At 69.9% G+C, this 24,290-nt stretch carries 18 protein-coding genes; 4 read left to right on the top strand and 14 right to left on the bottom strand.

Annotation, left to right across the window (positions count from 1 at the left end; all coding sequences use genetic code 11):
* Positions 1-24 precede the first annotated feature (24 nt).
* From BLV05_RS17080 to BLV05_RS17055, 6 genes are read right to left on the bottom strand one after another with little or no spacing between them, the layout of a single operon-like run.
* Positions 25-2,928, bottom strand: a complete 2,904-nt coding sequence (locus BLV05_RS17080; RefSeq protein ID WP_046772134.1) for a glycoside hydrolase family 2 TIM barrel-domain containing protein — start codon at positions 2,926-2,928, stop codon at positions 25-27.
* On the bottom strand, positions 2,925-3,974 hold the full coding sequence (locus BLV05_RS17075; RefSeq protein WP_152691060.1) for a GDSL-type esterase/lipase family protein: 1,050 nt from the start codon (positions 3,972-3,974) through the stop codon (positions 2,925-2,927). Before BLV05_RS17075 ends, BLV05_RS17080 begins: the two co-directional genes overlap by 4 nt.
* The gene (locus BLV05_RS35855) at positions 3,971-5,893 is read right to left on the bottom strand and encodes a sialidase family protein (RefSeq protein WP_052763067.1); all 1,923 of its coding nucleotides are present in this window, start codon (positions 5,891-5,893) and stop codon (positions 3,971-3,973) included. Before BLV05_RS35855 ends, BLV05_RS17075 begins: the two co-directional genes overlap by 4 nt.
* Positions 5,894-5,931: 38 nt before the next feature.
* Complete coding sequence (locus tag BLV05_RS17065; RefSeq protein ID WP_197683697.1) at positions 5,932-6,786, bottom strand: carbohydrate ABC transporter permease; 855 nt, start codon at positions 6,784-6,786, stop codon at positions 5,932-5,934.
* Entirely contained in the window at positions 6,783-7,724 is a 942-nt protein-coding gene (locus BLV05_RS17060) for a carbohydrate ABC transporter permease (RefSeq protein ID WP_046772135.1), read from the bottom strand. The genes BLV05_RS17065 and BLV05_RS17060 overlap by 4 nt, the downstream gene beginning before the upstream one ends.
* Entirely contained in the window at positions 7,721-8,461 is a 741-nt protein-coding gene (locus BLV05_RS17055; RefSeq protein WP_046772136.1) for a type 2 periplasmic-binding domain-containing protein, read from the bottom strand. Before BLV05_RS17055 ends, BLV05_RS17060 begins: the two co-directional genes overlap by 4 nt.
* A 141-nt stretch (positions 8,462-8,602) precedes the next feature.
* Between BLV05_RS17055 and BLV05_RS17050 the strand changes: the two genes are divergently transcribed.
* On the top strand, positions 8,603-10,009 hold the full coding sequence (locus BLV05_RS17050; protein ID WP_083421331.1) for an IS1380 family transposase: 1,407 nt from the start codon (positions 8,603-8,605) through the stop codon (positions 10,007-10,009).
* Between the two features lie 59 nt (positions 10,010-10,068).
* Here the strand turns inward: BLV05_RS17050 and BLV05_RS35850 are convergent, their stop codons facing one another.
* Positions 10,069-10,842: an ABC transporter substrate-binding protein gene (locus BLV05_RS35850; protein ID WP_157524265.1), complete on the bottom strand. Its 774-nt coding sequence runs from the start codon at positions 10,840-10,842 to the stop codon at positions 10,069-10,071.
* Entirely contained in the window at positions 10,791-11,531 is a 741-nt protein-coding gene (locus BLV05_RS17040) for an IclR family transcriptional regulator (protein ID WP_046768164.1), read from the bottom strand. The genes BLV05_RS35850 and BLV05_RS17040 overlap by 52 nt, the downstream gene beginning before the upstream one ends.
* A 261-nt stretch (positions 11,532-11,792) precedes the next feature.
* On the opposite strand from BLV05_RS17040, the gene BLV05_RS17035 reads away from it, so the two are divergent.
* From BLV05_RS17035 to BLV05_RS17025, 3 genes are all read left to right on the top strand, one after another.
* Positions 11,793-13,952, top strand: a complete 2,160-nt coding sequence (locus BLV05_RS17035; RefSeq protein ID WP_152690697.1) for an alpha-galactosidase — start codon at positions 11,793-11,795, stop codon at positions 13,950-13,952.
* A 93-nt stretch (positions 13,953-14,045) separates the two neighbouring features.
* On the top strand, positions 14,046-15,956 hold the full coding sequence (locus tag BLV05_RS17030) for a sialidase family protein (protein WP_052762350.1): 1,911 nt from the start codon (positions 14,046-14,048) through the stop codon (positions 15,954-15,956).
* Positions 15,941-17,128, top strand: coding sequence for a sialidase family protein (locus BLV05_RS17025; protein WP_082155134.1), 1,188 nt, complete (start codon positions 15,941-15,943; stop codon positions 17,126-17,128). Before BLV05_RS17030 ends, BLV05_RS17025 begins: the two co-directional genes overlap by 16 nt.
* Positions 17,129-17,298: 170 nt before the next feature.
* On the opposite strand, the gene BLV05_RS17020 is transcribed toward BLV05_RS17025, so the two are convergent.
* From BLV05_RS17020 to BLV05_RS16995, 6 genes are read right to left on the bottom strand one after another with little or no spacing between them, the layout of a single operon-like run.
* A complete protein-coding gene (locus tag BLV05_RS17020) occupies positions 17,299-18,780 on the bottom strand; it encodes a sulfatase family protein (RefSeq protein ID WP_197683696.1) in 1,482 nt (493 codons plus the stop codon).
* The gene (locus BLV05_RS17015) at positions 18,777-19,820 is read right to left on the bottom strand and encodes an ABC transporter ATP-binding protein (protein ID WP_046768161.1); all 1,044 of its coding nucleotides are present in this window, start codon (positions 19,818-19,820) and stop codon (positions 18,777-18,779) included. Before BLV05_RS17015 ends, BLV05_RS17020 begins: the two co-directional genes overlap by 4 nt.
* The gene (locus BLV05_RS17010; protein WP_046768160.1) at positions 19,817-20,821 is read right to left on the bottom strand and encodes an ABC transporter ATP-binding protein; all 1,005 of its coding nucleotides are present in this window, start codon (positions 20,819-20,821) and stop codon (positions 19,817-19,819) included. Before BLV05_RS17010 ends, BLV05_RS17015 begins: the two co-directional genes overlap by 4 nt.
* Positions 20,818-21,726 (bottom strand): ABC transporter permease, encoded by a 909-nt coding sequence (locus tag BLV05_RS17005; RefSeq protein ID WP_152690696.1) that lies wholly within the window; start codon positions 21,724-21,726, stop codon positions 20,818-20,820. Before BLV05_RS17005 ends, BLV05_RS17010 begins: the two co-directional genes overlap by 4 nt.
* A complete protein-coding gene (locus BLV05_RS17000; protein ID WP_046768209.1) occupies positions 21,723-22,682 on the bottom strand; it encodes an ABC transporter permease in 960 nt (319 codons plus the stop codon). Before BLV05_RS17000 ends, BLV05_RS17005 begins: the two co-directional genes overlap by 4 nt.
* A gap of 9 nt (positions 22,683-22,691) precedes the next feature.
* Complete coding sequence (locus tag BLV05_RS16995; RefSeq protein ID WP_046768159.1) at positions 22,692-24,233, bottom strand: ABC transporter substrate-binding protein; 1,542 nt, start codon at positions 24,231-24,233, stop codon at positions 22,692-22,694.
* Positions 24,234-24,290 lie beyond the last annotated feature (57 nt).

Here is a 24,290-nt window from a genome sequence, read left to right as displayed (position 1 = left end):
GATGAGCCTCCGGTCGTACGTGGGCTACGGGGTGATCCGGCCGACGGCTCTGGTGGCCGGGACCGCCCGGATCACGGCCGCGAACGACGCTTCGGCCGGGTCGAGGCGGTAGGCGTCCAGCGTTCCGGGCCCGCACGAGCCGGTGCCGATGCCGTGGTGGGCGAGGTCGAGGTTCACGAACGTGCGCTCACGCGGCTCGAGGTCGATCGGGTGGGCAGCGGCGTCGAGGTCTTCGCTGGTCCAGCGGCGAACGGTGAGCCCGAACAGCGGGTCGCCGTCGAACCCGATGCCGGCACCGGTGACCGGATCGGTCAGGGTCGCGGTGCGGACGTCGATGCGGTGTCCGTTCTCCTGGGGATGGGTGTACGGGGTCTGCATCCGGTCGACGGTCGTCGTGTACCGGCCGACACGGGCAGCGCGGCGGATGTCCGGATACGCCTCGCCCGGGCCGCGGCCGTACCAGCTGACCTGGTCGAACTGGGTCGGCACCGCCAGCCGGACGCCCAGGCGGGGCAGCGGGAGGTCCGGCCACGACCCGTCGGGGGTCACGGACAGCTCGAGCCGGACGGCGTCGTCGGCGACCGCTGTCCACCGATACTCCACCACGAGTCCGAACGCCTCCGCCGAGGGCGCGACCCGGCCTCGGACGACCAGCGCCTCGCCGTCGACCTCGATCGAGTCCGTCCGATGCCGCATGCGGTTCAGCCCGTACCGGTACCACTGAGCCGCTGGTCCGTTCCCGCCGCGGTCGTTGTCGGTGGGCGCGCGCCAGACGTCGATCATGGGGCCGTCGACGATCAAATCGCCGAGCGTGGTGAGCCGCCCGGTCTCGGCGTCGAACGACGCCGGGCCCACCTCCGGCGGGTCGAGCCGCACCACGCCGGGCACCACCGAGTGGACGACCGGCGGCGCGGCACGCACCGCCAGCTGGCCCCAGCCGGCCACGTGGCCCGCCGGCGCCCACGGCTGGTCCTTCGCGAGCACGGCGCGCACCGTCAGCCAGGTCTCGCCGACGGTCGGCGGCAGCTCGGGCACGGCCACCGTCGTCGACGACCGGGCCGGTAGCACCGGCATGTCCAACGTCCCCGAGGCGAGGGGACGGCCGTTCTCCTCCAGCGTCCACGCGAAGGCCAGATCGCTGGTGTCGGCGAAGTCACGGACGTTCGCGACGGTGATGCCGTCCGCGGCCGAGCCCGCGATGCGGACGGGCTCGATGATCTTCGCGAACTCGATCAGGCCGGGCGACGGCGTCCGGTCCGGGAACAGCAGGCCGTCGGCGACGAACGTGCCGTCGTGGATCTCTTCGCCGAAATCGCCGCCGTAGCCGAAGTACTCCCGGCCCGCCGCGTCGCGGGTGCGGAGGCCGTGATCGATCCATTCCCACACAAACCCGCCCTGGCACCGCTCATAGCGGTCGAACAGGTCCTGGTACTCGCTGATGCCGCCGGGGCCGGTGCCCATCGCGTGCACGTACTCGCACAGGATGAACGGCTTGGCCCGCCTCGCGGTGTCGAGCTCCGGGTCGTCCAGCGGTTCCTCGGCCCGCCTCCCGACCGCGTCGGTCTCCTCGTGGCCCAGGTACATCCGGGAGTACACGTCGGAGTAGGCGGTGGTCCAGTCGCGTTCGTAGTGCACGGGCCGGGACGGGTCGCGTTGCTTGGTCCACGCGTACATCGCCCGCAGGTTGTCACCTTCGCCGGCCTCGTTGCCCAGCGACCACATGATCACGCTCGGGTGGTTCTTGTCCCGCTCCACCATGCGGGCCATCCGGTCCAGCAGCGCGTCGCGCCATTCGGGCAGCGCGACCGGGTTCAGCTCGGGAAAACCGCGCTGGAACCCGTGGGTCTCCAGGTCGCACTCGTCCATGACGTACAGGCCGTACTCGTCGCACAGGTCGAGGAAGTGCGGGTGCGGCGGGTAGTGGCTGGTCCGGACGGCGTTGATGTGGTGCCGCTTCATCAGCAGCACGTCGTCGAGCATGTCCTGGTGGGTGAGCGCCCGGCCGCGGTCGGGATGGAACTCGTGCCGGTTCACGCCGCGCAGTTCGATGCGCCGCCCGTTGACGGTCAGGACGCCGTCGACGATCTCCACCCGCCGGAACCCGATGCGCAGCGCGATCCGCTCGCCACCGCTCACCAGCTCGCCGTCGTACAGCCGCGGGGTCTCCGCCGTCCACGGCTCGACCGCCAGCCCGCCGATCTCGACCCCGACCGGCACGTCGACGCCCAACTCCGGGACGACGACCCGCCCCGGCACGTCCGCCACGACCCGCAGCGACCCGGTTCCGGCGCCGGCGTCGTAGTCGGCGTGGACCTCGTGATCGCCGACCGCCCCTACCGGCCTGGCCAGCAGCGTGACGTCGCGGAAGATCCCCGACAGCCACCACATGTCCTGGTCCTCGAGGTAGCTGGCCGCGGACCACTGGTGCACCCGCACCGCCACCGTGTTCGACGACCCGAACCGCACCACTGACGACACGTCGAACTCCGACGGCAGCCGGCTGCCGGTCGAGAAGCCCAGCTCGACCCCGTTCACCCACACCGCGAAGCACGAGTCCACACCGTCGAGCCGCAGCACCACCCGCTGCCCGTCCCAGCCCGCCGGCACCGTGAACACGTGCCGGTACTCGCCTGTCGGGTTCTCCTGCGGCGGATGCGGCGGATCCACCGGGAACGGGTAGCGCACGTTGGTGTACGCCGGCGCCCCGTAGCCGTGCAGCTGCCAGTGCGACGGCACCGGCAGGTGCGCCCACGACGAGTCGTCGAACGACTCCTCCCAGAAGCCGTCGACCGCCTGCGCGACCGTGGGCGCCCAGCGGAACCGCCACATCCCGTTCAACGACATCGCCGGAGCGTCGGACCGCCGGGTCGCCCGCGGCGCCAGCGAGCCCGCGCTCGGCCGGTGATCGGCGTAGTACGGCCGCGTCACGCTGTCACCGCCACGGCGGAGGCCGTCTGAGCGGTCGCCGAGGCGATCCCGGCCGTCGTCAAGTAGCGGACCATCCGCTCGGCCATGAGCCGATAGCCGTCGTGGCTCGGATGCAGGCCGTCGCGCAACAGGTGCGCATCGCCCGGCCCGATCAGCGACCGTCCGTCGAGCACATGCACGCCCGTGTCGCCGCGCTCGCGGAAGTCACGGCCGACCTCGTGCACCTGCTCGCGGAGGTCACCGAGGGTCAGACCGGCGCCGTTCGGTGTGGATTCGCGAGCGGCACTGAAGATCGGCGAACTCACCACGATGGTGGCGGTGGCGTGTGCCTCACGGACGCGACGGATCAGCTCGGCGGCCTGCCCCTGCCAGGACCGGCCGGAGAAGCTCGAACGGCCGTGCACGTTGATGCCGAGGCACAGGCTCACGACACCCGGTGCGAGACGGGCGATCGTTCGGGGAACCACCGGATCGAGATGGCATTCGCCACCGAATCCCAGACACGTCAGGTCCCACCCGAGCGTCCGCGCCACGATGGCCGGCCACGTCTGCGACGGCCCTTCGCTGCCCTCGCACTGGGTGATCGAGCTGCCGTAGGCGACCCATCGCACGGCCGACGGCAGGGAGTCGGCGGCCACGACATCGGTCGCCCGAACCGATCCGACCTCCACCCGGCCGCGATGCGGCAACCACGCCTCGACCCGCACCCGCCGCGGCGGCAACTCGATGCGCAGCCGGTCCGGGCCGGGCCGCTGCCGCAGCACCAGTCGACCGTCCACCAGCACGTCGGCCGGACCGGCGTCGTCGCCGACGCTCACCAGCTCGATCTCGAGCTGCCGAGCCCGGATCGACGCACCGAAGCGGACGCCCGCGGCGATCCGGGCCTTGCCGTACAGGGCCGGGGCGTAGGCGAACGGCTCCTCCTCCGGCGGCAGCCGCCACGCCTGCCGGCGCGCGCCGTCGACGGTCCACGCCACCGCCCCGGACCAGAGGTCGGGGCGTTCTCCGGGGCCGAGATCCACCTCGCTGCGCCGTCCCTCTCTCATCCGCGGCCAGAGGACCCGCGCCGGATCCGGTCGACGGGAAGGTGCACGACGGCGCCGGGCGCGGTGTTGCGTTCCACCAGAGTACGGACCTGGCCGTCGTCCAGCGCCCGGCCCACGATCCAGACCTCCTCGACCGCGCCGACGAGAGGATCGTTCACCCCGTCGACACGGGCGCCGATGCGGATGCCCGTGCGCGCGGCTGCCGAGACGGAGCCGGGAACGGCGGCGGCCGATGCGGCCCGATCACCGTCGACATAGAGGTCGAGGGCGTGGTCACGACGGACGAGCGCCACGTGGTGCCAGCGATCGTCGGCGAAGTCACCCGGCACGGCCAGAGTGCTCGCGGCCGAAACCGTGTCGACCAGGGCGTGGATGCGATTCTGCGCGGGTTCGACCTGGATGCGCCACTTGGCGGCCCCGTCGGCGTGGGAGTGCGCCCAGAGGAGTGACTGGACCCGCGTGCGCTCCCCCGTCCGGAACCACGCCGCGGCGGTGAACTCGTTCTCGCCGAGAGCCAGCGCATCCGTCAGCGGGAGCTCGACGTAGTCGCCGGCGAGCTCCAGGGCGCGCCCGAACCGGCCGCCGACGCCCTGTGGCCGTCCGCCGACCGTGCCGTGATTACGCAGGCCGGAGCGGTCCGGGGTGATCCGCGGTGGCGGGTCGGGCACGTCGAGCCGGGCGAGCGGCACCCGGGCGAAGCTGATCCGCTGGTGATAGGGCAGGCCAGGCGGGACGATCTCGTCGAGCCGGCCGCCGCTCTCGAACAGGACGCCGAGCGCCGCGCCCTTCCGCTCGCCGAGCTCGACCACGTCGGAGTACCCGGCCGGCCCGTCGTGAACGACCACGCCATGATGCCAGGACGCAGCGTCGTCGAAACTCGAGCTCAGCGTGAGGTTCTCCCGGGCGAAGTGGTGTCCGGCGACGGAGAGCACCACCCGCCGGCGCGGGTCGGCCGCACCGGACAGCTTCAGGACCGATCCCTGGATCACCGGCGCGACGACGTCGCTGACAGGTGCGTACGGAGCCTCGAACGTCTCGCCGCCGTCGGTGCTGATGGCGCCGGCGCGGTTGTGCGGGTTCGTTCCGTTCTGGTTGCGCGTGTTGAAGTAGACGGTGCCGTCGCTCAGCTCGGTCGCGGTCGTCTCGTTGGGGTTCACGTCACCGGTCAGCGGTGTGTCCACGCCACCGATCCGCCAGGTGTACCCGCCGTCGTCGCTGTAGAGCACATGACCGCCGAAGTACTTGGGCTCGTTGCCGGTGTCGGGCGAGCCCGGCTCCGGGCTGGTCGAATGGTTGGCCGGGACGACCAGGCGACCGGCGTGCGGACCATGCTCGAGCGCGATCGCGTGCACCGGCCCGGTGGCGTACCACCGCCATTCCGGCAGCTTGACGTCGTCGGTGATCTCGAGCGGGTCGGACCAGGTGACGCCGTGGTCGGAGCTGCGCTGGACGTGGATGCGCCGGCCATGTTCGGGCCGGACCTCGCCGCGCCGGATCTGAGCGGCGGTCACCGTGCCGTCGTTGTGGGTGCTCAGCAGGACGACGTCACCGGACGCGGGATCGACGACGGGCGCCGGGTTGCCGAACGTGTTCGGCCCGTTGTCGCCGACGACCTGCAGCGGGCCCCAGGTCCGGCCGCCGTCGGTGGAGCGGCGCAGCACCAGGTCGATGTCGCCGGAGTCGGCCGAGGAATCGACCCTGCCCTCGGCGAACGCCAGCACCGTTCCGTCCGCTGCTCGGACGACGGCCGGGATCCGGAAGGTGTGGTAACCCTCGCTGACCGAGGCGAAGACGGTGGTGACCTCGACGGCGGGTCCGGCAACGGCCGGCCCCGGCCGCGACAACGGCCAGGCCGTCGCCACGCCCACGCTCGCCAGCGTCGTCGTGCGGAGGAAGGTGCGTCGGGTCGGTCGGGGCATCGGTGAGACTCCGTCCTCTGAGAAGGGCAGCTCGGCTCTCATTTGATCCCGGAGTGTGCAAGGGCCTCCATGAACTGGCGCTGGAAGATCACGAAGGCCGTGGCCACCGGGATCAGCGCCGACACGGCCGCAGCCATCGCGATGCCGGCCGAGAGGCCGCCTTCGGCGTCGGCGAACGTGGTGAGGCCCAGCGGGATCGTGAAGTTCTCCGGACTCGTCAGCATGACCAGGGGGGTTTCGTAGTCGTTCCAGCTGCTGACGAAGCTGATGATGGCCAAGGCGGCCAGCATCGGCCGCACCAGCGGCAGGTAGATGCGCCAGAACACCTGCCACTCGTTGGCGCCGTCGATTCGAGCCGCCTCGCCGAGCGCTTCCGGCGCGGCGATGAAGGCCTGCCGGAGGAGGAACGTCCCGTACACCGTGAACACGCCGGGCAGGATCAGCGCCCAGAGGGTGTCGTAGAGGCCGAGCTGCTGGAAGAACATGAACCGCGGAACCAGCAGCAGCTGCGCCGGGATGATCGACGTCGCCAGATAGAGCAGGAAGATCTTGTCCCGGCCACGGAACCTCAGCCGGGCGAACGCGTAGCCGGCCATGGCCGAGGTCGTCAGGTCGCCCACGACGCCGGTCAGGGTCACGATGAGCGAGTTGCCGTAGTAGGTGACCATCGACATGTCGCCGAGCCACACGTCGGCGTAGTTCGCCCAGTGGATCGGGTCGGGAATCCACCTGATGGGAAGGGTGAACACGTCGATGTTCCGCTTGAGCGACGACGAGAGCATCCAGAGGAAGGGCACGATGAACAGGAGGGCCAGTCCCCAGGCGAGCAGCGCGTTGCCGGCCTTGCCGCTGAGCCGGCGCCGGCGAACGCCGGCGATGTGAAGAGCGCTCACGTGTACAGTCCCCGCCCCTTCTGGAATCGCCAGAAGAACGCCGTCAACACCAGAACGCCCGCGAAGCTGATCATTCCGATCGCTGCCGCGTAACCGAATCGGTAGAACTGGAACCCCTGCTGGTACATGTAGTACGACAGGGTGGTCGTCGAATCGCCCGGTCCGCCCTGGGTGAGGAAGGCGATCAGTCCGAAGCCCTGCGACTGACCGATCGTCATGGTGATCGCGAGGAACGTGGTGATCGGCATCAGTGCCGGCCAGGTCACCGTGGTGAACCTGCGGAAGGCACCCGCTCCGTCCAGCGCCGCCGCCTCGTAGAGATCGACCGGCATGCCCTGGAGCGCCGACAGGTAGATGACGGCGTTGTAGCCGACCGCCGACCACACCGCGATCAGCACCAGCGAGGGGAGCCCCCAGGTCTGGGAGATCAGCCAGTCCGGCGGGGAGTCGACACCGATCCCTCGCAGGCCGGCGTTGACGATGCCGCTGTCAGGGTTGAGGAGCAACAGCCACACGAGGCCGATCGCGACCGAGGTCACCACGTGCGGCAGGAAGAACAGCACCCGCAGCACGGTGCGGCCAGGGATCTCGCGGTTGAGCAGCAGGGCCAATCCGAGACCACCGAGCATGGTCAGCGGGACCGCCGTGCCCGCGTAGAACGCCGTGCGCGCGACGGTGGCCCACAGCGTGCCGCTGCCGAGTGCCTCGGTGAAGTTCGCCAGGCCGACGAACGCGATGCCATCGATGCCGGACACCACGTTCCAGTCGGTGAAGGCGATGGCGACCGCGGCGAGCAGTGGCACCAGTGTGAAGCACAGGAAGCCGACCAGATTCGGCGCGATGAACAGCCAGGCCGTTCTGCTCGCCCGGCCGGTGGATCTCGGGCGGCGACGGGTGTCACCGCCCCTTCGAACCACGCTCGTCGTGGTCGTGGTCACCCAGCCGCCTCGATGGCGTCGTCGGCCTGCTGGGTCGCCTGGGCCACGAAGTCGTCGACCGAGAGCTGGCCGAGCAGCACCTCGTTGTGGAGCTTCTTGTAGATCGTGTCGACCTCGACTGCGGCCGTGGTGATGGTGTCGATGGGGATCTTGTACGGGGTCTGGAAGATGGTCTTCTCGAAGGACGCGACGTCGTACAGGGTGTCTCTGTCCGGGCCGAGCAGGTCGGCGACCGCCTGCGACTGCTTGCTCGGGTCCAGGAGCGACGGCAGCCGGCCACCCGGGATCATGGGACCGCCGTTGAGCATGCAGTACTTCACGAACGTCCACGCCGCGTCCTGGTTCTCGGACTTGGTGCTGATCGACATGTGGTCGCCGATCGCCCCGTCGTTCCAGGCCTCCTCGCCCTTGACCGGCGCCGGGTTCGGCACCGCGCGGATCTTGAAGTCGTGCGGGAACTCCGTGAGGTCGCTGACATAGCGCAGCACGAACAGCTGCGCCGGCAGCATCGCCACCCGTCCCGTCAGCAGCGGGCCGTGCACGAACGTCTCCAGCTGCTCGGCCATGATCGTCCGCCGCGGCAGCGCACTGCCGTCGGCCTGCATCTCGAGCGACAGGTCGAGATACTCCCGCCAGATCGGGTTGCCGAACGACGACGACGTGCCGTCCGGGCTGTAGTAGTAGTTCGGGCCGAGCGTGTACCGCTGAATCGGCGGCGTGTTGTACGTGCCGAACACCGAGTCACCGTTGCTTAGCCTCGATCCACCGACAGGTGGAGTGTCGTGGTAGGGCGTGGGAGCGTGAGAATGCGCTTCTGAGCTGGGAGGATACGACTTGTCTAAGGCACGTATCGCCAGCTCAAGAAGGGCATCTCGTAGATGCAACTCTCTCACACCCGACCGGTCGTCTCGGCGGCCTTCGATGAGCCCAACCTCGTGTCGTCGGCGGGCCTGGTCCCGGCGATGGCCCTGGCCGGCGAGGCACGGCTGCGCGAGCTGGGCGATGAGCACCTGAGCGTGCCGACGGACAAGGGCGCCAACGCCGGGCTGAAGCTGTCGGGCCTGGTCGCCGGCATGACCGCCGGCGCGGACAGCATCGACGACATGGCCCTGCTACGCCACGGCGCGATGGGGAAGGTCTTCGCCGGCATCTACGCCCCCTCCACACTTGGCTCGTTCCTGCGCGCCTTCACCTTCGGCCATGTCCGCCAAGCCGACGCGATCGCCTCTCGGTTTCTGATCAACCTGACCCAGCGCACGGCCCTGCTGGGCGAGACCGCAGACACCGCGACGGTGATGGTCGACATCGACGACACCATCGTGGAGGTACACGGCTATCAGAAGCAGGGCGCGGGGTTCGGGTACTCCGGGGTGCGGGGCCTGAACGCCGTGCTGGCCACCGTTTCCAGCCAGACCTTCGCGCCGGTGATCGCCGCCCAGCGCCTGCGCAACGGCTCGGCCGGGTCCCCACGCGGGGCGACGCGTCTGGCCACCGACGCCCTCGCCCTGATCCGCCGCACCCACCTGGCCGGCCGAGACGTGCTGGTCCGGGCGGACTCGGCGTTCTACTCCCACGCCCTGGTCACCGCAGCGTTGAAGGCCGGCGCGAACGTCTCGATCACCGTGCGGATGGACCCGGCGGTCAAACGCGCCATCGCCGGCATCGCCGAGACCGCCTGGACCACGATCAAATACACCGACGCCGTCTACGACGAGACCACCAGAACATGGAACTCTCGTGCCGAGGTCGCCGAGGTTCCCTTCACCGCGTTCACCTCCAAGAACAAGACCGACCAGATCCCCGGCCGGCTCGTGGTCCGCCGTATCCCCGATCTCAACCCCCGCAACAGCGAAGGCCAGGACACGTTGTTCGATTCCTGGCGCTTCCACGCCTTCTTCACCACCACCGACACCACCGAGATGGACACCGTCGCCGCGGACCAGACCCACCGGGCCCACGCGGTCATCGAGAACGTCCACGCCGACCTCAAGGCCTCCGCGCTGGCCCACCTGCCCTCCGGGGTGTTCAACGCCAACGCGGCCTGGCTCGTCTGCGCGGTCATGGCGTTCAACCTCACCCGCGCCGCCGCGACCCTGACCAAGACCCCCACTCTGACCAGGGCGACCACCGCGACGATCCGCCGCAAACTCATCACCGTCCCCGCCCGGATCGCCACCTCCGCCCGGCGTCTGACCCTGCACCTGCCGACCAACTGGCCCTGGCAGACCGCGTGGTCCACGCTCTACAACGCCCTCTTCCCCCGGCCCGCCACGACACACACCTGACCACCAGCCCCCGCCGGCACGAGAAGGAACCCCAGTGGAAAGCCGGGCAGACCGGCAACTCACTCACACCCAACGTGATCACAACCACCTCGCCTGAAACCAGACGACGTCACCAAGCTGGTCGGTGGATCGAGGCTTAGCTCCCGCGCCACCTCGTGGTAGTCGTTGATGTCCCAGTCGTCGGGGATGGTGATGCCCGCTTCGGAGAGCATGCTGTCGTTGACGTAGACGATCGTCGGCGACTTCTGCGCTGGGATGGAATGGACCTTGCCGCCGAAGACGACGTTCGTCGCGGGCGACTCGTCCGGGCCGAACTGTGCGAGATCGGAGTCGTTGGAGATCTTGTCGGTGAGGTCGGCGGTGAGGCCCGCGTCGACCCGCTTGGTGAGGGTCGGGGTGTCATACGTGTAGAACACGTCGATCGGAACCCCGCCCTGCAACGACGTGTCGAGCTTGAGTTTGCCCTCGTCGTCGTTGACGTAACGCGTGTAGATGACCTGGATGTCGGGGTGCTCCTTGTGGAACGCCGCGATCAGATCGTCGGGGCCGGTCTCGGGCGGGACGCCGCCCCAGACGTTGAGGGTTCCACCGCCTGAGCCGCCTCCGCCGCCTCCGGTGGAGTTGCTTCCGTTGCCGCAAGCGGCGAGGAACGCGGCACCGGCGACACCGGCGGCCGCCTTCAGGGCGGTACGCCGGGAGAAAGACGACGTGGTCACATCGGGCTCCTTTGCGAGACGTGATGTGCGGGCGGGAAGGGTCGGGGTCGGTGGTGCTGTGGCCTTCAGCGCTCGGCGAGGGCGGATTCGACGATGCGGCGGGCATCGTGCAGCCACAGCCGAAGGGTGGCCGGATCGGCGGCACTGAGGTCGCCGGTCAGTGCGAGGGCCACCGGGTGGTCCTCGTCGGTCTTGATCGGGATCGCCGCGCCGACGTGGCCCATGGATCTCCACTCCGCCAGGACGAGGACGTCGTGCTCCACGTGTGCCTGTGCCCAGGCGAGGACTTCCTCCGCCGTCTCCGGCACCACCTCGGTGCCCGACCAGCCATAACGGCTGCGCGACTGCCGAAGGACCTCCAGGGCGTGGTCCTCGGGCAGATCGATGAGCATCCGCAGCCCGGGGGCGGAGAGGTGGACGGGAAAGCCCATGCCGAAATCGATCGCGCCGGCCTGGTGACGGGTACGCAGGAAGTAGATCATCTCGCCACGCCAGAGCATGCAGAGCGTGGCTTCGACCTCTGGGTGTGCGGCGGCGATCTCCTCCATCGCGGCCCTTGGCTTGCGAATCAGCGGGAACCAGGTGGTCGCGGAGGCAAGGGAGAGCACCCCGAAGTCGGGGGCGAACCGCCGGTCCGGCGTCTTGCGGACGTACCCGACGTGAATCAGTGTCGCGAGGATCCGGGACACCGAGCTCTGGTGGACGCCGATCCGCCGGGCGATCTCGGTCGCCGTCATCGGCGAACCCTCGTCCACGAGCAACCGGAGCACGTGCAGCCCTCGGGCCAGGGCCGACGCGTTCTCCATCCCTAGTGCCGCGCTTCGCATGGCAGGGAACCTAGCATGCGTCTAACGCATGGACAAGAGCCCTATTGCGCCCTGCTCATGGCTGTTGCTACGTTGTGCGCACATCGCTGGTATGACGGACACCTGGTCGGAGAACGGCTGGACGTCGATGTCAGCCGGGGCCGTTGTCGGCTCGCCTCGAGGTGAGCTCTCCCCCGGCCCGTCCTGCCCCGCACGCGCTGTGTCATGGCGAGCGGACCCGGCACGCCTGGGAGGACCACCATGCTCGAGTTGCTGCAGCTGCGCGCGAACGGCGTCTCGGTGATCGTCGACCTGCGCGACCGCGGGCTGCCGAGAATCCTCTACTGGGGAGCGGAGCTCGGTGAGCTCGACGCCGACGTCCTGACCCGCCTCGCCGAGGCATCCGACCCGCCTGTCGTGCGCGGCCCGGTGGACGTCGCGGTGCCGATGGCGGTGCTGCCTCTGCAGTCCGCGGGCTGGTTCGGGAGTCCGGGCCTGTCCGGTCATCGCGACGGGCAGGACTTCTCGCCGGCGTTCGTCGTGACGGCGGCGGACGTCGAGCAGACTCCGGCACAGCCGGCCGGGCGGCTCTGCGTCGACGCACAGGACCGCGACGCCCACCTGACCTTACGGATCGAGCTCGAGCTCACCGCGTCCGGTCTGCTCCGCCTGCGTGCGACGGTCACCAACGTCGACCCCGAGCGCCCCTACACGCTGGACGGGCTGCAGCTCACGCTGCCGGTACCTCCGCGGGCGCGGGAGATCATGCACTTCTCGGGACGGCACCTGAGGGAGCGCGCGCCCGCCAGACAACCGTTCACCCTCGGCACGCACGTGCGGGAGGGCCGCCGCGGACGGACCGGTCTCGACGCGACCGGTCTCGTGCTCGCGGGGACGCCGGGATTCGCGTTCGAGTCCGGCGAGGCCTGGGGCGTCCACGTCGCCTGGAGCGGCAATCACCGGACGCTCGCGGAGCGAACTCCGGACGGCTTCGCTCTGCTGGGCGGCGGCGAACTGCTCCTTCCCGGCGAGGGCGTGCTCCGGCCCGGCGACTCATACACCTCGCCGTGGGTGTTCGGCGCCTGGGGACATGGTCTCAACGACCTGTCGGCCAGGTTCCACGACTACCTGCGGGCACGTCCTCAGCACCCGTCCGCCGTCCGGCCGGTCGTCCTGAACACGTGGGAGGCCGTCTACTTCGACCAGGATCTCGAGGCGCTGACCGAGCTGGCCGAGCTCGGCGCGAAGGTCGGCGCGCAGCGGTTCGTCCTGGACGACGGCTGGTTCCGCCGCCGCCGGGACGACCGCGCCGGGCTCGGAGACTGGTACGTCGACGAGCAGGCCTGGCCGGAGGGCCTGCACCCACTGGTCGATCACGTCCGCGCACTCGGCATGGAGTTCGGGCTGTGGGTCGAGCCCGAGATGATCAGCCTGGACTCGGACCTGGCCCGGGCGCACCCGGACTGGATCCTCTCGTCGGGTCACCGGCTCCCGCCCGAGGCTCGCCACCAACAGGTCCTCGATCTGACCAACCCGGCCGCCTTCGAGCACGTGCTCGAGAGGTTGGATGCGCTGATCACCGAGTACGGCCTCGACTACCTCAAGTGGGACCACAACCGGGACCTGGTCGATCCGGGACGGGTCGCGGACCGCAGACCCGGAGTGCGCGGCCAGACGCTCTCGGTGTACGGCCTGATCGACACCCTCAAAGCCCGGCACGCAGGCCTGGAGGTGGAGGCGTGCGCGTCCGGTGGCGGGCGGGTCGACCTGGGCATCGTCGAGCGGACCGACAGAGTCTGGGCCAGCGACTGCATAGACGCGCTCGAACGGCAGCAGATCCAGCGCTGGACCGGGCTGCTGCTCCCGCCGGAGCTCATCGGTTCGCACGTGGGCGCCCCGTCGTCACACACCACCCGGCGTACCCACGACCTGGCCTTCCGTGCGGGAACCGCCCTGTTCGGTGCGTTCGGCATCGAGTGGGACCTGCGGCGAGCCTCCGATGCCGATCGCGCCGCGCTCGCCGCCTGGATCGACCTGCATCAGCGGCACCAGCCGCTGCTCCACTCGGGCCGCGTCGTCCACGTCGACCATCCCGACCCGGCGACCCAGGTGCACGGCGTCGTCGCGCGTGACGGGTCGGAGGCGTTGTTCGCGATCGTCGCGGTCGCGACCTCGGAGCTCACCCGTACGGGCATGGTCCGCATGCCGGGGCTCGACCCGCACGCGGCCTATCGGGTCCAGCCCGTGGACCTCACCGCGGACACCACCGGCTTCCCCGGCCGCGCCGGCCCGTCGTGGTGGCGCCACGGCACCACTCTGCCCGGGCGGCTGCTCGCCGAGCACGGCGTGCAGGTCCCACCGCTGTTTCCCGAACGACTCGTCCTCGTGCACGTCGTCCGGGAGCAAGAGCAAGTGCCCTGAGCTCGACGGCAACACCGACTAGGAGGAACCTTCGTGCGCCGAAGACGACGACACGATCGGCGGTCGCTGACGATCGCATCAGTGGTGACGGCAATGGCGATGATCGCCACCGGCCTCGGCGCCGGTGGCGCGGCGGCCGCCGCGGCCGAGCCCGTGGGGACCGACGAGGTCCTGTTCAGCCGTGGTGAGGCGGGATTCTTCTGCTTCCGCATCCCCTCGCTGGTCAAGGCCGGCAACGGGGATCTGCTCGCCATCGTGGAAGGCCGCAACGGCAGCTGCGCGGACGACGCCGACATCGACCTCGTGCTGAAGCGGTCCACCGACGGCGGTCGGACCTGGGGGCCGGTCCAGCTGATCGCCGACGGAGGCGACGGCACCCTCGGGAACCCCGTACCGGTCGTGGACCGCGAGAGCGGCCGGATCTCGATCCTGGCCAACAGCAACGTCAAGGGCGGCTGCCCTCCCTGCGACCGGGACGTCCACCTGGTCACGAGCGAGGACGACGGCGCCACGTGGAGTGCCCCTCGCGAGATGCCGCACCTGAAGCGCCCGGAGTGGGACCGTTTCGTCGCGAACGGCCCGGTCCACGGCATCCAGCTCACGCGGGGCCCGAACGCGGGACGACTGGTGGTCAGCTCCAGCCACGAGATGAGCAACGGAGCCGGCCTCCCCGTCTTCGGCAACCACACGTACCTCAGCGACGACGGCGGCCTGACCTGGCGGATCGGTGCCGTCGTCGACGACTTCGAGGGGCGCACCAAGCCGACCGAGAGCACGGTGGTGGAGCTCACGGACGGCCGGCTCTACTTCAGCGCCCGCGAGGTCGCCTCGGCGTCGGCCGGCGTACGGGCGTTCGCGTACTCCAGCGACGGCGGCGAGACCTACGACGGGTACTTCCAGATGCTGCCGACCTTCACCACGGTGCAGGTCCAGGCCGCGCTGTTGCGCCTGACCGCCACCGACGAGGGCGACGCGCGAAACCGCCTCCTGATCTCCACGGTCGCCCACCCGGGCGCCCGCGAGGTGATGGCGGTCAGGTCGTCCTTCGACGAGGGAACCACGTGGCAGACCTGGGATCAGGGCAAGGTCTTCTGGTGGGGCCCGACGGCGTACTCCGACCTGGTCGAGATCGAGACCGACCCCGCCGACGGCGTGATCGCCGGTCTGGCCTACGAGGCGGGCCAGGCCAACCCGTACGAGACGATCCGGTGGGCCCGCTTCAACGAGGCGTACCTCGAGACGCCGAACGGGACCCCGCCGGCGTTCGCTCCGCCGCCGGAACCAGGCCCGACCACACCCGACACGGCCCCGAACCACGACAACGACGCGTATGTGAGGGGCGACGCCCAGCGGACGAAGGGCCGGTTCGGCAGGGCGCTGGCGTTCGACGGCGTCGACGACCGGGTCGAGATCCCGTACTCGCCCGCGGTGGACGTCGGGGACGGCGACTTCACCATGACGACGTGGTTCCGCTACGCCGAGACCACCGGCACCCAAGCGATCCTCTGGGCGTACCGCATGGACGCGGCTCCGCAGCTCTGGCTGCGAGCCGAACCCGAGAGCGATCGACTTCAGGCCTACCTCTCGACGGGTCTCGGGACGGCCGCCCGGATCTCGTCGTCCCAGGCGTACAACGACGGAGCCTGGCACCATCTCGCGCTCCAGCGGGTGGGCAACCAGCTGACGATGTACGTCGACGGCGCATCCGTGGCGACCGGCCCGACGCCTCCCGGGGCGCCCACGAACGGGCGTGAGTTCGGGCTGCACGGCCTGTACATCGGGCAGCGCCTCGATGGCGCCAACAGATGGACCGGCGGGCTCGACGAGTTCCGCCTGTACGACCGCGCGCTGACGACCGAGGAGCTCGACCGGATCCGCTTCGACACCGACGCGATCGTCGACGGGCTCCGGCTCAACTTGAGGTTCAACGCCATCGAGCCGGCACCAGCAGGGATCGAGGCCGGCACCGAAAGAATGGGAGGTTCGACATGGGACGTCGAATAGGGGCGATGCTCTGCGCGCTGGGGCTGCTCCTCACCGGACTCACGGCGGTGACGTCGGCGCCACGGGCAGAGGCGGTGATCTCCGGAACGATCCTGTTCCGCGCGGACACCGCCGACGACTACGCGTGTTATCGCATCCCCTCGATCGTGCGGACCAACGAGGGGACGCTGCTGGCCTTCGCCCAGGGCCGGAGGGGAACCTGCGCCGACCACGGCGAGGCCGACCTCGTGGTGCGGCGGTCCACCGACAACGGCGCCACTTGGTCCGCCGTCAAGGTCATCGCGACCGGCAACGACCCGGGCGGCACCAGCCAGGCCGGATGGAGCAACCCGGTGCCGATCGTCGACCGGGCCAGCGACCGGATCACGGTGCTGGCCAGCGAGGGCATGAGTGGCGACCTGCGAACGGTGCATCAGCTCGTCAGCGTCAACGACGGAGTCACCTTCACGCCCCCGGAGTGCATCCAGGTCGCCGCCTCGGTTCCCGGTTGCGACGGCGGCTACCTCGACCTCGCCGGCTGGAACGTTCTGGCCGGCCCGGCCCACGGCATCCAGCTCGAGCGGGGCGACCACCCCGGGCGGATGGTGGTCCCGCTGTGGGCCATGAACCCGGCCGGCGCCCTGGTGCTCGTCTACAGCGACGACGCCGGCCGGACGTGGCAGAAGGGAGCCACGTACACGACGGTCAACGGCGTCCAGGCTCAGGAACCCAACCTCTTCGAACGCAACGACGGCAGCATCTACGTGATGGCCCGCGACGAGAACGGCGGCGCCGTCGAGGGCTACGACAAGTCCCGCGCCGTGAGCTCCGACGGAGGTGAGACCTTCGACGGGCCGTTCCTCAACGTCACGACGCTGCTCGCGCCGAACGTGCAGGGCGCCGTCCTGCGGCTGCGGTCCACCCTCGATGGCGACGACTACAACCGGGTGCTCTTCTCGTCACCGTCGGACGGCCGCAACCGGATGATGATCCGTTCCTCGTACAACGAGGGAGCCAACTGGACCGGCGTCAACGACGGCGGCGTCATCTTCGCCGGCGAGTCGGCGTACTCAGACATGGTGGAGCTCGCCAACGGCCGGATCGGAGTGCTCTACGAGCGGGGCACGGACAACCCGTACCAGTTGATCGTCTTCAACCACTTCCTCGAATCCGACATCGGCCTGCCGGACTGACCACCGCAGACGAGCACCGGCCCGGGGGTCAAGGCCTCCCCCGGGCCGGTGCTGCGGGTCAGCCGGCACGGGTTGGTGGCCCGGTTCGCCGTCGAGGTCGAGCTACTACGGCTACAGCAGGAGTAACTCGACCTTCACCACCGTCAACGCGTCAAGCCCCGCCAGGCCGGCTACCAGACGTCGTCTCGTTCAGGGAGCGGGTCGACGGTCATGGCCATCCGGTCGACCATGCGCCGGAGCATCCGCACCTTGACATCGACGTAGGCGGGGTCGTCCCAGCGGTTGACGTTCTCCCCCGGGTCGTCGATCAGGTCGTACAACTCGCCGTCGACGTCGCCGGGATGCCCGTGCACGACGACGGCCTTGTGTTCGGCCGTACGAACCATGGTCACGTAGGCCCGTTCCCCGTTGTGGTCCCCGCCGGCGTTGTACGACTCCGCGTAGACGTCGTCGCGATGCTCCGCGTCGGCGATCGATCCGTTGATCAAGGGCCAGAGCGAGCGACCCTGCATCCCCGGCTCCGGCTCGGCGCGCACCGCGTCGAGGAGGGTCGGCGCGAGGTCGACGAGCTCGACGAGGGAACCGACCCGCCGCCCGGACGGAAGCCCGGCCGGCCAGTTGAGGATCAGCGGCACCCGGACCGCCGGGTCGTAGAAGTGCGGCCCCTTGAGGTAGAGCCCATGGTCACCCAGCAGCTCACCGTGGTCGGCGTGGAAGACGACGATGGTGTTCGCGCGCTGTCCGGTGCGCTCCAGGGTGTCGAGGATGCGGCCGACCTGGCGGTCGAGCAGGTCGATCATCGCCCAGTAGGCGGCGCGCATCACCCGGTGCTCCCGATCGGTCCGGTCGGGATAGGCGATAGTTCGTGCGCCCTGGTAGGTGCCTTCGTGGTGCCACCGCTGGAACTCGGGCTTGGTGTCGAGCTCCCCCGGCACATAGTTCGGCAGCGGGATGTCGTCGAGCAGCTCGATGTACCGGTCGAGCAGTTCCTTCGGCGGGTCGAACGGATGATGCGGGTCGTAGAAGTTGACCGACAGCAGCCACGGCTGAGTGAAGCCGGCCATGGTCTCGACGAAATCGGAGGCGGTGTCGGCGCACCACGTCGTGTGCTGGTGCTCCTCCGCGACGCCGATCTGGACCTCGTCAGTGTCCGGGTGTGTCTCGCGCTCGAACTCGACACCGCGGGCGCGCAGCCAGTTGGTGTAGGAGTTGGTGGGCCAGTCCATCGCGGCCTGCACCGCGTTCGGCGGCGGCTGGTGCGACCAGCTGAACCAGCTGTAGCCGTCGTCGATGCGTGGTTCCACGGGACGGTGCGGCCGCGGATGGGCGGCACTGAGGTGCAGCTTTCCCACCAGGCCGCACGTGTAGCCGGCATCGGCCAGGATGCGCGGGACGAGGCGTTCGTCCGGCGGGATCGACTGACCGTTCTGCCGGGCACGGGTGGTGCGCGGATAGCGGCCGGTGAGGAAGCTCGCTCGCGACGGCGTGCAGACGGGGCTCTGCACGTAGGCGTGGTCGAACATCACGCCTTCGGTGGCCAGCCGGTCGAGGTTGGGGGTCTCGACGTACGGGTTCCCGTAGACGCCGAGGGTGTCGAACCGCTGTTGATCCGCACACAACCAGAGGATGTTCGGCCGTTCGCCGGTGCTCACCTGGCACCGTCGCCCGGATCGAGGGCGGCGAAGTGACATGCACTCCGATGGGGGTCGGCAGGACGCTCGATCAGCATGGGCTCCTCATCTGCACAGGTGTGCTGGGCCTTCCAGCACCTCGTCCGGAAGCGGCATCCGGACGGCGGGTCCAGCGGGCTCGGCGGGTCGCCGGCCAGCAGCAGACGGCCTCGTCCACGCTGGTCCGGATGGTCGATCGGCACGGCGGACAGCAGCGCCTGGGTGTACGGGTGTGTGGGCCGCTCGTAGATCTCCTCGCCCGTGCCCTCTTCGACGACGGTCCCGAGGTACATCACCGCGACGCGCGCCGAGATGTGCCGCACGAGCGCAAGGTCGTGGGCGATGAACAGCACGGCGAAACCGAACTCCTGCTGGAGGTCCTGGAGCAGGTTGATCACCTGGGCCTGGACGGACACGTCGAGCGCGGACACCGGCTCGTCCAGCACCAGAAGCGAGGGGTCCAGCGCCAGCGCCCGGGCGATGCCGATGCGCTGGCGCTGCCCGCCGGAGAACTGGTGCGGGAACCGTCCGGCATGCTCCGGGCGCAGACCGACCAGCTCGAGCAGCCGCGGCACCTCCCGCGCGACCTCCCGTCCGCGGCCATGGATGCGGAACGGCTCGCCGACGATGTCGCCGACCGTCATCCGCGGGTTCAGCGAGGCGTACGGGTCCTGGAACACCAGCCGCATGTCACGCCGGACGGGCCGCAGCCGACGCGGCCGCAGGTTCGTGATCTCCTGCCCGTGGAACCGGATCGAACCCCTGGTCGGCTTCATCAGGCCGAGCACGAGCCGGCTCACCGTCGACTTGCCGCACCCGGACTCCCCGACCAGTCCCAGCGTCTCGCCGCGGCGGATCGAGAAGCTGACGCCGTCGACGGCGTGGACGGTCGACCGGTGCCGCCCGAGGAAGTCGCCGCCCGTCGAGAAGTGCTTGACGAGGCCGTCCACCTCGAGGACGGCCTCGTCGCCGTCCGCGACGCCGGCGACCGCCGCGCCGTCATCCAGCGATGTGGCCGTCATGCGCGTTCTCCCGAGGTCGTCATGATGTCGAGCAGCTTCTCCGCGTGATGACAGGCCGACGAGTGCCCGTCGACGACCGTGCGAAGGTCCGGCCGGACCGTGCGGCAGCGGTCGTCGTCGCGGCCCAGGTCGCACCGGGGGTTGAAGGCGCAGCCCGGCGGCAACTCGCCGATGGCCGGGATGACGCCCGGGATCGGCCGCAGCCGTTTCAGCGTGTCGCCCAGGATCGGCCGGCTCGCCAGCAACGCCGCGGTGTACGGGTGCCCCGGAGAGTCGAAGATCGACCGAACCGGCGCCTCCTCGACCGCACGCCCGGCGTACATGACGAGCACCCGGTCGGCGATCTCGGCGATGACGCCGAGGTCGTGGGTGACCAGGACCGTCGCCGCGCCGGTCTCTTCCTGGGCGACCCGCAGTAGGTCGAGGATCTGCGCCTGCACGGTCACGTCGAGCGCGGTCGTCGGCTCGTCGGCCAGCAGGATCTCCGGCTCGTTGGCGATCGCCATCGCGATCATCGCGCGCTGCCGCATACCTCCGGAGTACTCGTGCGGGAACTGGTCGCACCGGTGTTCGGCGGCCGGTATCCCCACCCGCCTGAGCAGGTCGACGGCCCGTTGCCGGGCGGCCTTGCGCGATGTCCGCCGATGGTGCGCGCGGACCGCCTCGGCGACCTGGGCTCCGACGGTGAGGACGGGGTTGAAGTACGTGGTCGGGTCCTGGAAGACCATGGCGATCGTCCGGCCCCGCACCGCGGCCATCGCCGACTCGGGTTCCTGCAACAGGTCCCGGTCGCCGAACAGCACGCGCCCCGTGACCACCGCGTTGGGCGGCGACAGTCGCAGCAGTGCCCGCAGCGCCATCGTCTTGCCCGACCCGGACTCCCCGACGATGCCGAGGGTCTCGCCCGGGTGGACGTCGTAGGACAGCCCGTCGACGGCGGCCGGTCCGTCGACGCCGAACCGCACGCCGAGCTCGCGCACACGCAGCACCGGATCGGTCATGTGACGCTCCTTCGGAGCTCGGACTTGGGGTCGAGCACGTCCCGAAGGGCATCCACCAGGAAGGTCATCCCGATCAGCAGGATCGTCAGGGCCAGACCAGGGAACACGGCGTACCACGGGGCGACGCGCAGATAGCCCTGGGCGACGCTCAGCATCTGGCCCCACGACGGATCCGGCGGCTGCGACCCCAGCCCCAGGAACGACAGCCCGGCCTCGGCCAGGATCGCAGCCGCGACGAGCATGCCCGCCTGCGCGAGGATGGGCGCGAAGATGTTGGGGAACATGTGCCGGAGCACCCGCCCGGTCCCCGCGCCCATCGAGATCGCCGCCTCGACGAAATCGGCGTTCCGGGCCGACAGCGTGCCGGCCCGGGCCAGTCGCGCGAAGACCGGCGCGAAGCCGATGCCGAGAGCCAGAGCGACGTTCTCGACGCCCGGACCCCGCAGCGCCACGATCGAGATCGCGATCAGGACGCCGGGAAAGGCCTGCAGCACATCGAACGACCGGCTGAGGACGGTGTCGATCACGCCGCCGCGGTACGCCGCGAACATGCCGAGCAGCACCCCGGCGACCAGGGCGATCGACACGGCGAACAGGCCGACGACGAGTGACGCGCGGCCCCCGTAGATCACCCGGCTGAGCAGGTCGCGACCGAACTCGTCGGTGCCGAGGAGGAACTGCCCACCCGGAGGCAGCAGTTCGGAACCGGCGTGCTGCGCCAGTGGGTCGTACGGCGCGATCCACGGCGCGATGATCGTCGGGATCACGATGAGCAGCACCAGGACGGCGCCGATCTGACCCTGCCGGTGCCGGCGCAACTGGCGCAGGCTCTGCCGCCAGTAGCCGCCGCGCATCGGGGTGACGGCCGCCTTCACGCCCGGCTCGGGCGTCACTGCCGCGCTCACCGCAGCGCCCCCCGTCTGGTCCGCACCCGTGGATCCAGCCGGGCCTGGGCGACGTCGGCAAGGAGGTTCAGGACCAGCGTCACCAGCACGAACACCAGCAGAATCGCCTGGAGCAGCAGGTAGTCGCGCGTCTGCACCGCCTGCACCGACAACCACCCCATGCCCGGCCAGCCGAACAGCGCCTCGAGGATCACCGCGCCGTTCAACAGTTCGGCGACCTCGACGGCGATGATGGTGATCAGCGGAACGACCGCGTTACGAAGCACGTGCTTGGTCAGCACCGCCCGGCGGCTGAGCCCCTTCGCGGTGGCGGTGAGCACGTGGTCGTCGTTCAGGGCCTCCAGCACCACTGTCCGAGTGAAGCGGGACAGCACCGCGGACAGCCGGAACGCGAGCACCACCGCGGGCAGGGCGATGGTGCGCAGCGCTCCAGCCGGATCGTCGAAGATGCTGACGCGTCCGCCGGCCGGCAGGAGGCCCAGGACCAACGCGAACAGGATGATCAGCAGGATCGCCAGCCAGAAACCCGGGATGCTCAGCGCCAGTCCGTTGTAGGTCGTGATCGCGTAGTCCGCCTTCGAGCCGGGCTTCAGGGCCGAGATCACGCCGGTCGGCAGGCCGATCATCAAGGCGAGGACGAGACTGGCGGCGGCAAGCTGGAGTGTCGCCGGCAGCGCCCCGGCCACCAGTTCGGACACCGGCAGCCGGCTGTTGTAGGACTGGCCGAAGTTGCCTTGGAGCGCTTCGGTCAGCCAGCGCCAGTACTGGACGAAGATCGGTTCGTCCAGGCCGAACGACGCCCGCACCGCCGCGACGGTCTCGGGGCTGGCGTCCGGACCGGCGTAGAGCGTGGCGGGGTCGCCCGGCAGCGCACGGCTGAACATGAAGATCAGCAGTGACGCCAGAAACGCCAGGAGCACGATCTGTGCCAGGCGACCGGCCACGTAACGGGTCATCGACATCGGCTACTCGGAGATCCATGCCTCGTCGAGCAGGGGCATGCCTTCGAGGTTGGTGGTCAGTCCCCTGACATGGTCGGCGTACGCGAACGTGGTCGGGAGCGACGTGATGGTCAGCATGAACGATTCGTCGAGGATCAGCTGGTTGAGCTGCTCGAAGATCTCTTGCCGTGCTTCCGGATCGGTCTCGGCGGTGGCCTGGTCGATGAGGTCGGTGTACTCCGGCGAGGCGTAGTTCGTCACGCCGTCGTCCGGCCGCCAGGCCGCCGTGGACCTCAGGGCGGTCACGGGATCGCGGTTCGCCCGGCCGTAGCCCTTCGAGTACAGGTCGAAGTCGCGCTCGTCCAGTCGCCGGGCGGCCTCCGCCTCTTCCTCGGGTTCGATCGCGACGGTGACCCCGATCTGCCGCAGATCCTCGGCGATGATCTCCGCCGCCGCGCCGTAGGCGGGCTCGACCCCGCTCTGCACCACGATCGACAGTTCGGTGCTGCCGTCGAATCCGGCCTCGGCGAGCAGTCTCTCCGCCTCCGCCGGGTCATAGGCACAAGCGTCGCGGACCTGCTCCTGGTTGTAGGCGGGCGAGCCTTCGCTCCATGGGAGGCAGGTCGGCTCGACCGTCCCGGCGAGGACCGTCTCGGCGATGCGCTCGCGGTTGATGGCCAGCGAGATCGCCTTCCGGACTCTCGCATCGGCCAGCGCCGGGGTGGCGACGTTGACGTGGAGCGACAGCATGTTGGGCGAGATGTCGAGGACGCGGGTGGAGATGCCGTCCTGGTCGTCGAGGCGGCCCAGGTCGCTGTACTGCGGCCGGAGCAGGATGTCCCCGGCGCCGCTCTCCAGCTGCACGATCGCCGCCTGCTGGTCGCGGGCCGCGACGATCTCGATCTGGTCCAGGTGCGGCAGGCCGTCCTTCCAGTAGTCCTCGTTGCGGACCAGGGTCAGGCCGACCCCGGGCTGGCGGCTCTCGAGCTGGAAGGGCCCGGTGCCGATGGGCTCGGTGGCGATCCGGTCGCGGTCGCCCTCGGGGATGACGAACATCAGGTCCAGTGCGTCGAAGATGCTGACCGGCTCCGCGGAGAAGTGCAGGACGACGGTCGTGTCGTCGACGACCTCCACCTCGCTGATGGCCGCCAGCAACGGGCCGATGAGTGCTCCGACCTCGGGGTCGCGATAGTGGTCCAGGGTGAAGGCGACGCTCTGCGCGGTGAAGGGCGTCCCGTCGTGGAAGACCACACCCTCCCTCAGCCGCAGGGTGAGCTGACTGCGGTCGTCGTTGAACTCCCACGACTCCGCCAGCTCCGGCTGTGGTTCGAGCGCGGCGTCGAGCGAGACCAGCGTGTCGAAGAGCTGCGGAAGCATGGCGTAGTTGACCTGCGGAAGCATGGCCGGGTCGAACGTGGTCACGTCGCCGGCCTGCAGGTACGTGAGGGTGCCACCGGTCTGCGGTTCGCCTTCGGCGGCGGTGTCATCGGCGTCGTCGTCCGCCGGCGCGTCGATCGACGAGCAGCCGGCCATGGCCATGACGCCCACGGCCGTCGCCGCCGCCAAGCGGCGGATCCTCCATCGTCGTTGATGCTGGACCATGTCCTGTGTCTCCTGCCTGAA

It is taken from the genome of Jiangella alkaliphila, from assembly GCF_900105925.1.
GTDB classification, from domain to species: Bacteria; Actinomycetota; Actinomycetes; order Jiangellales; family Jiangellaceae; genus Jiangella; species Jiangella alkaliphila.
The sequence above is the reverse complement of the archived record's forward strand: the minus strand, read 5'-3'. Positions and strand labels throughout refer to the sequence as shown.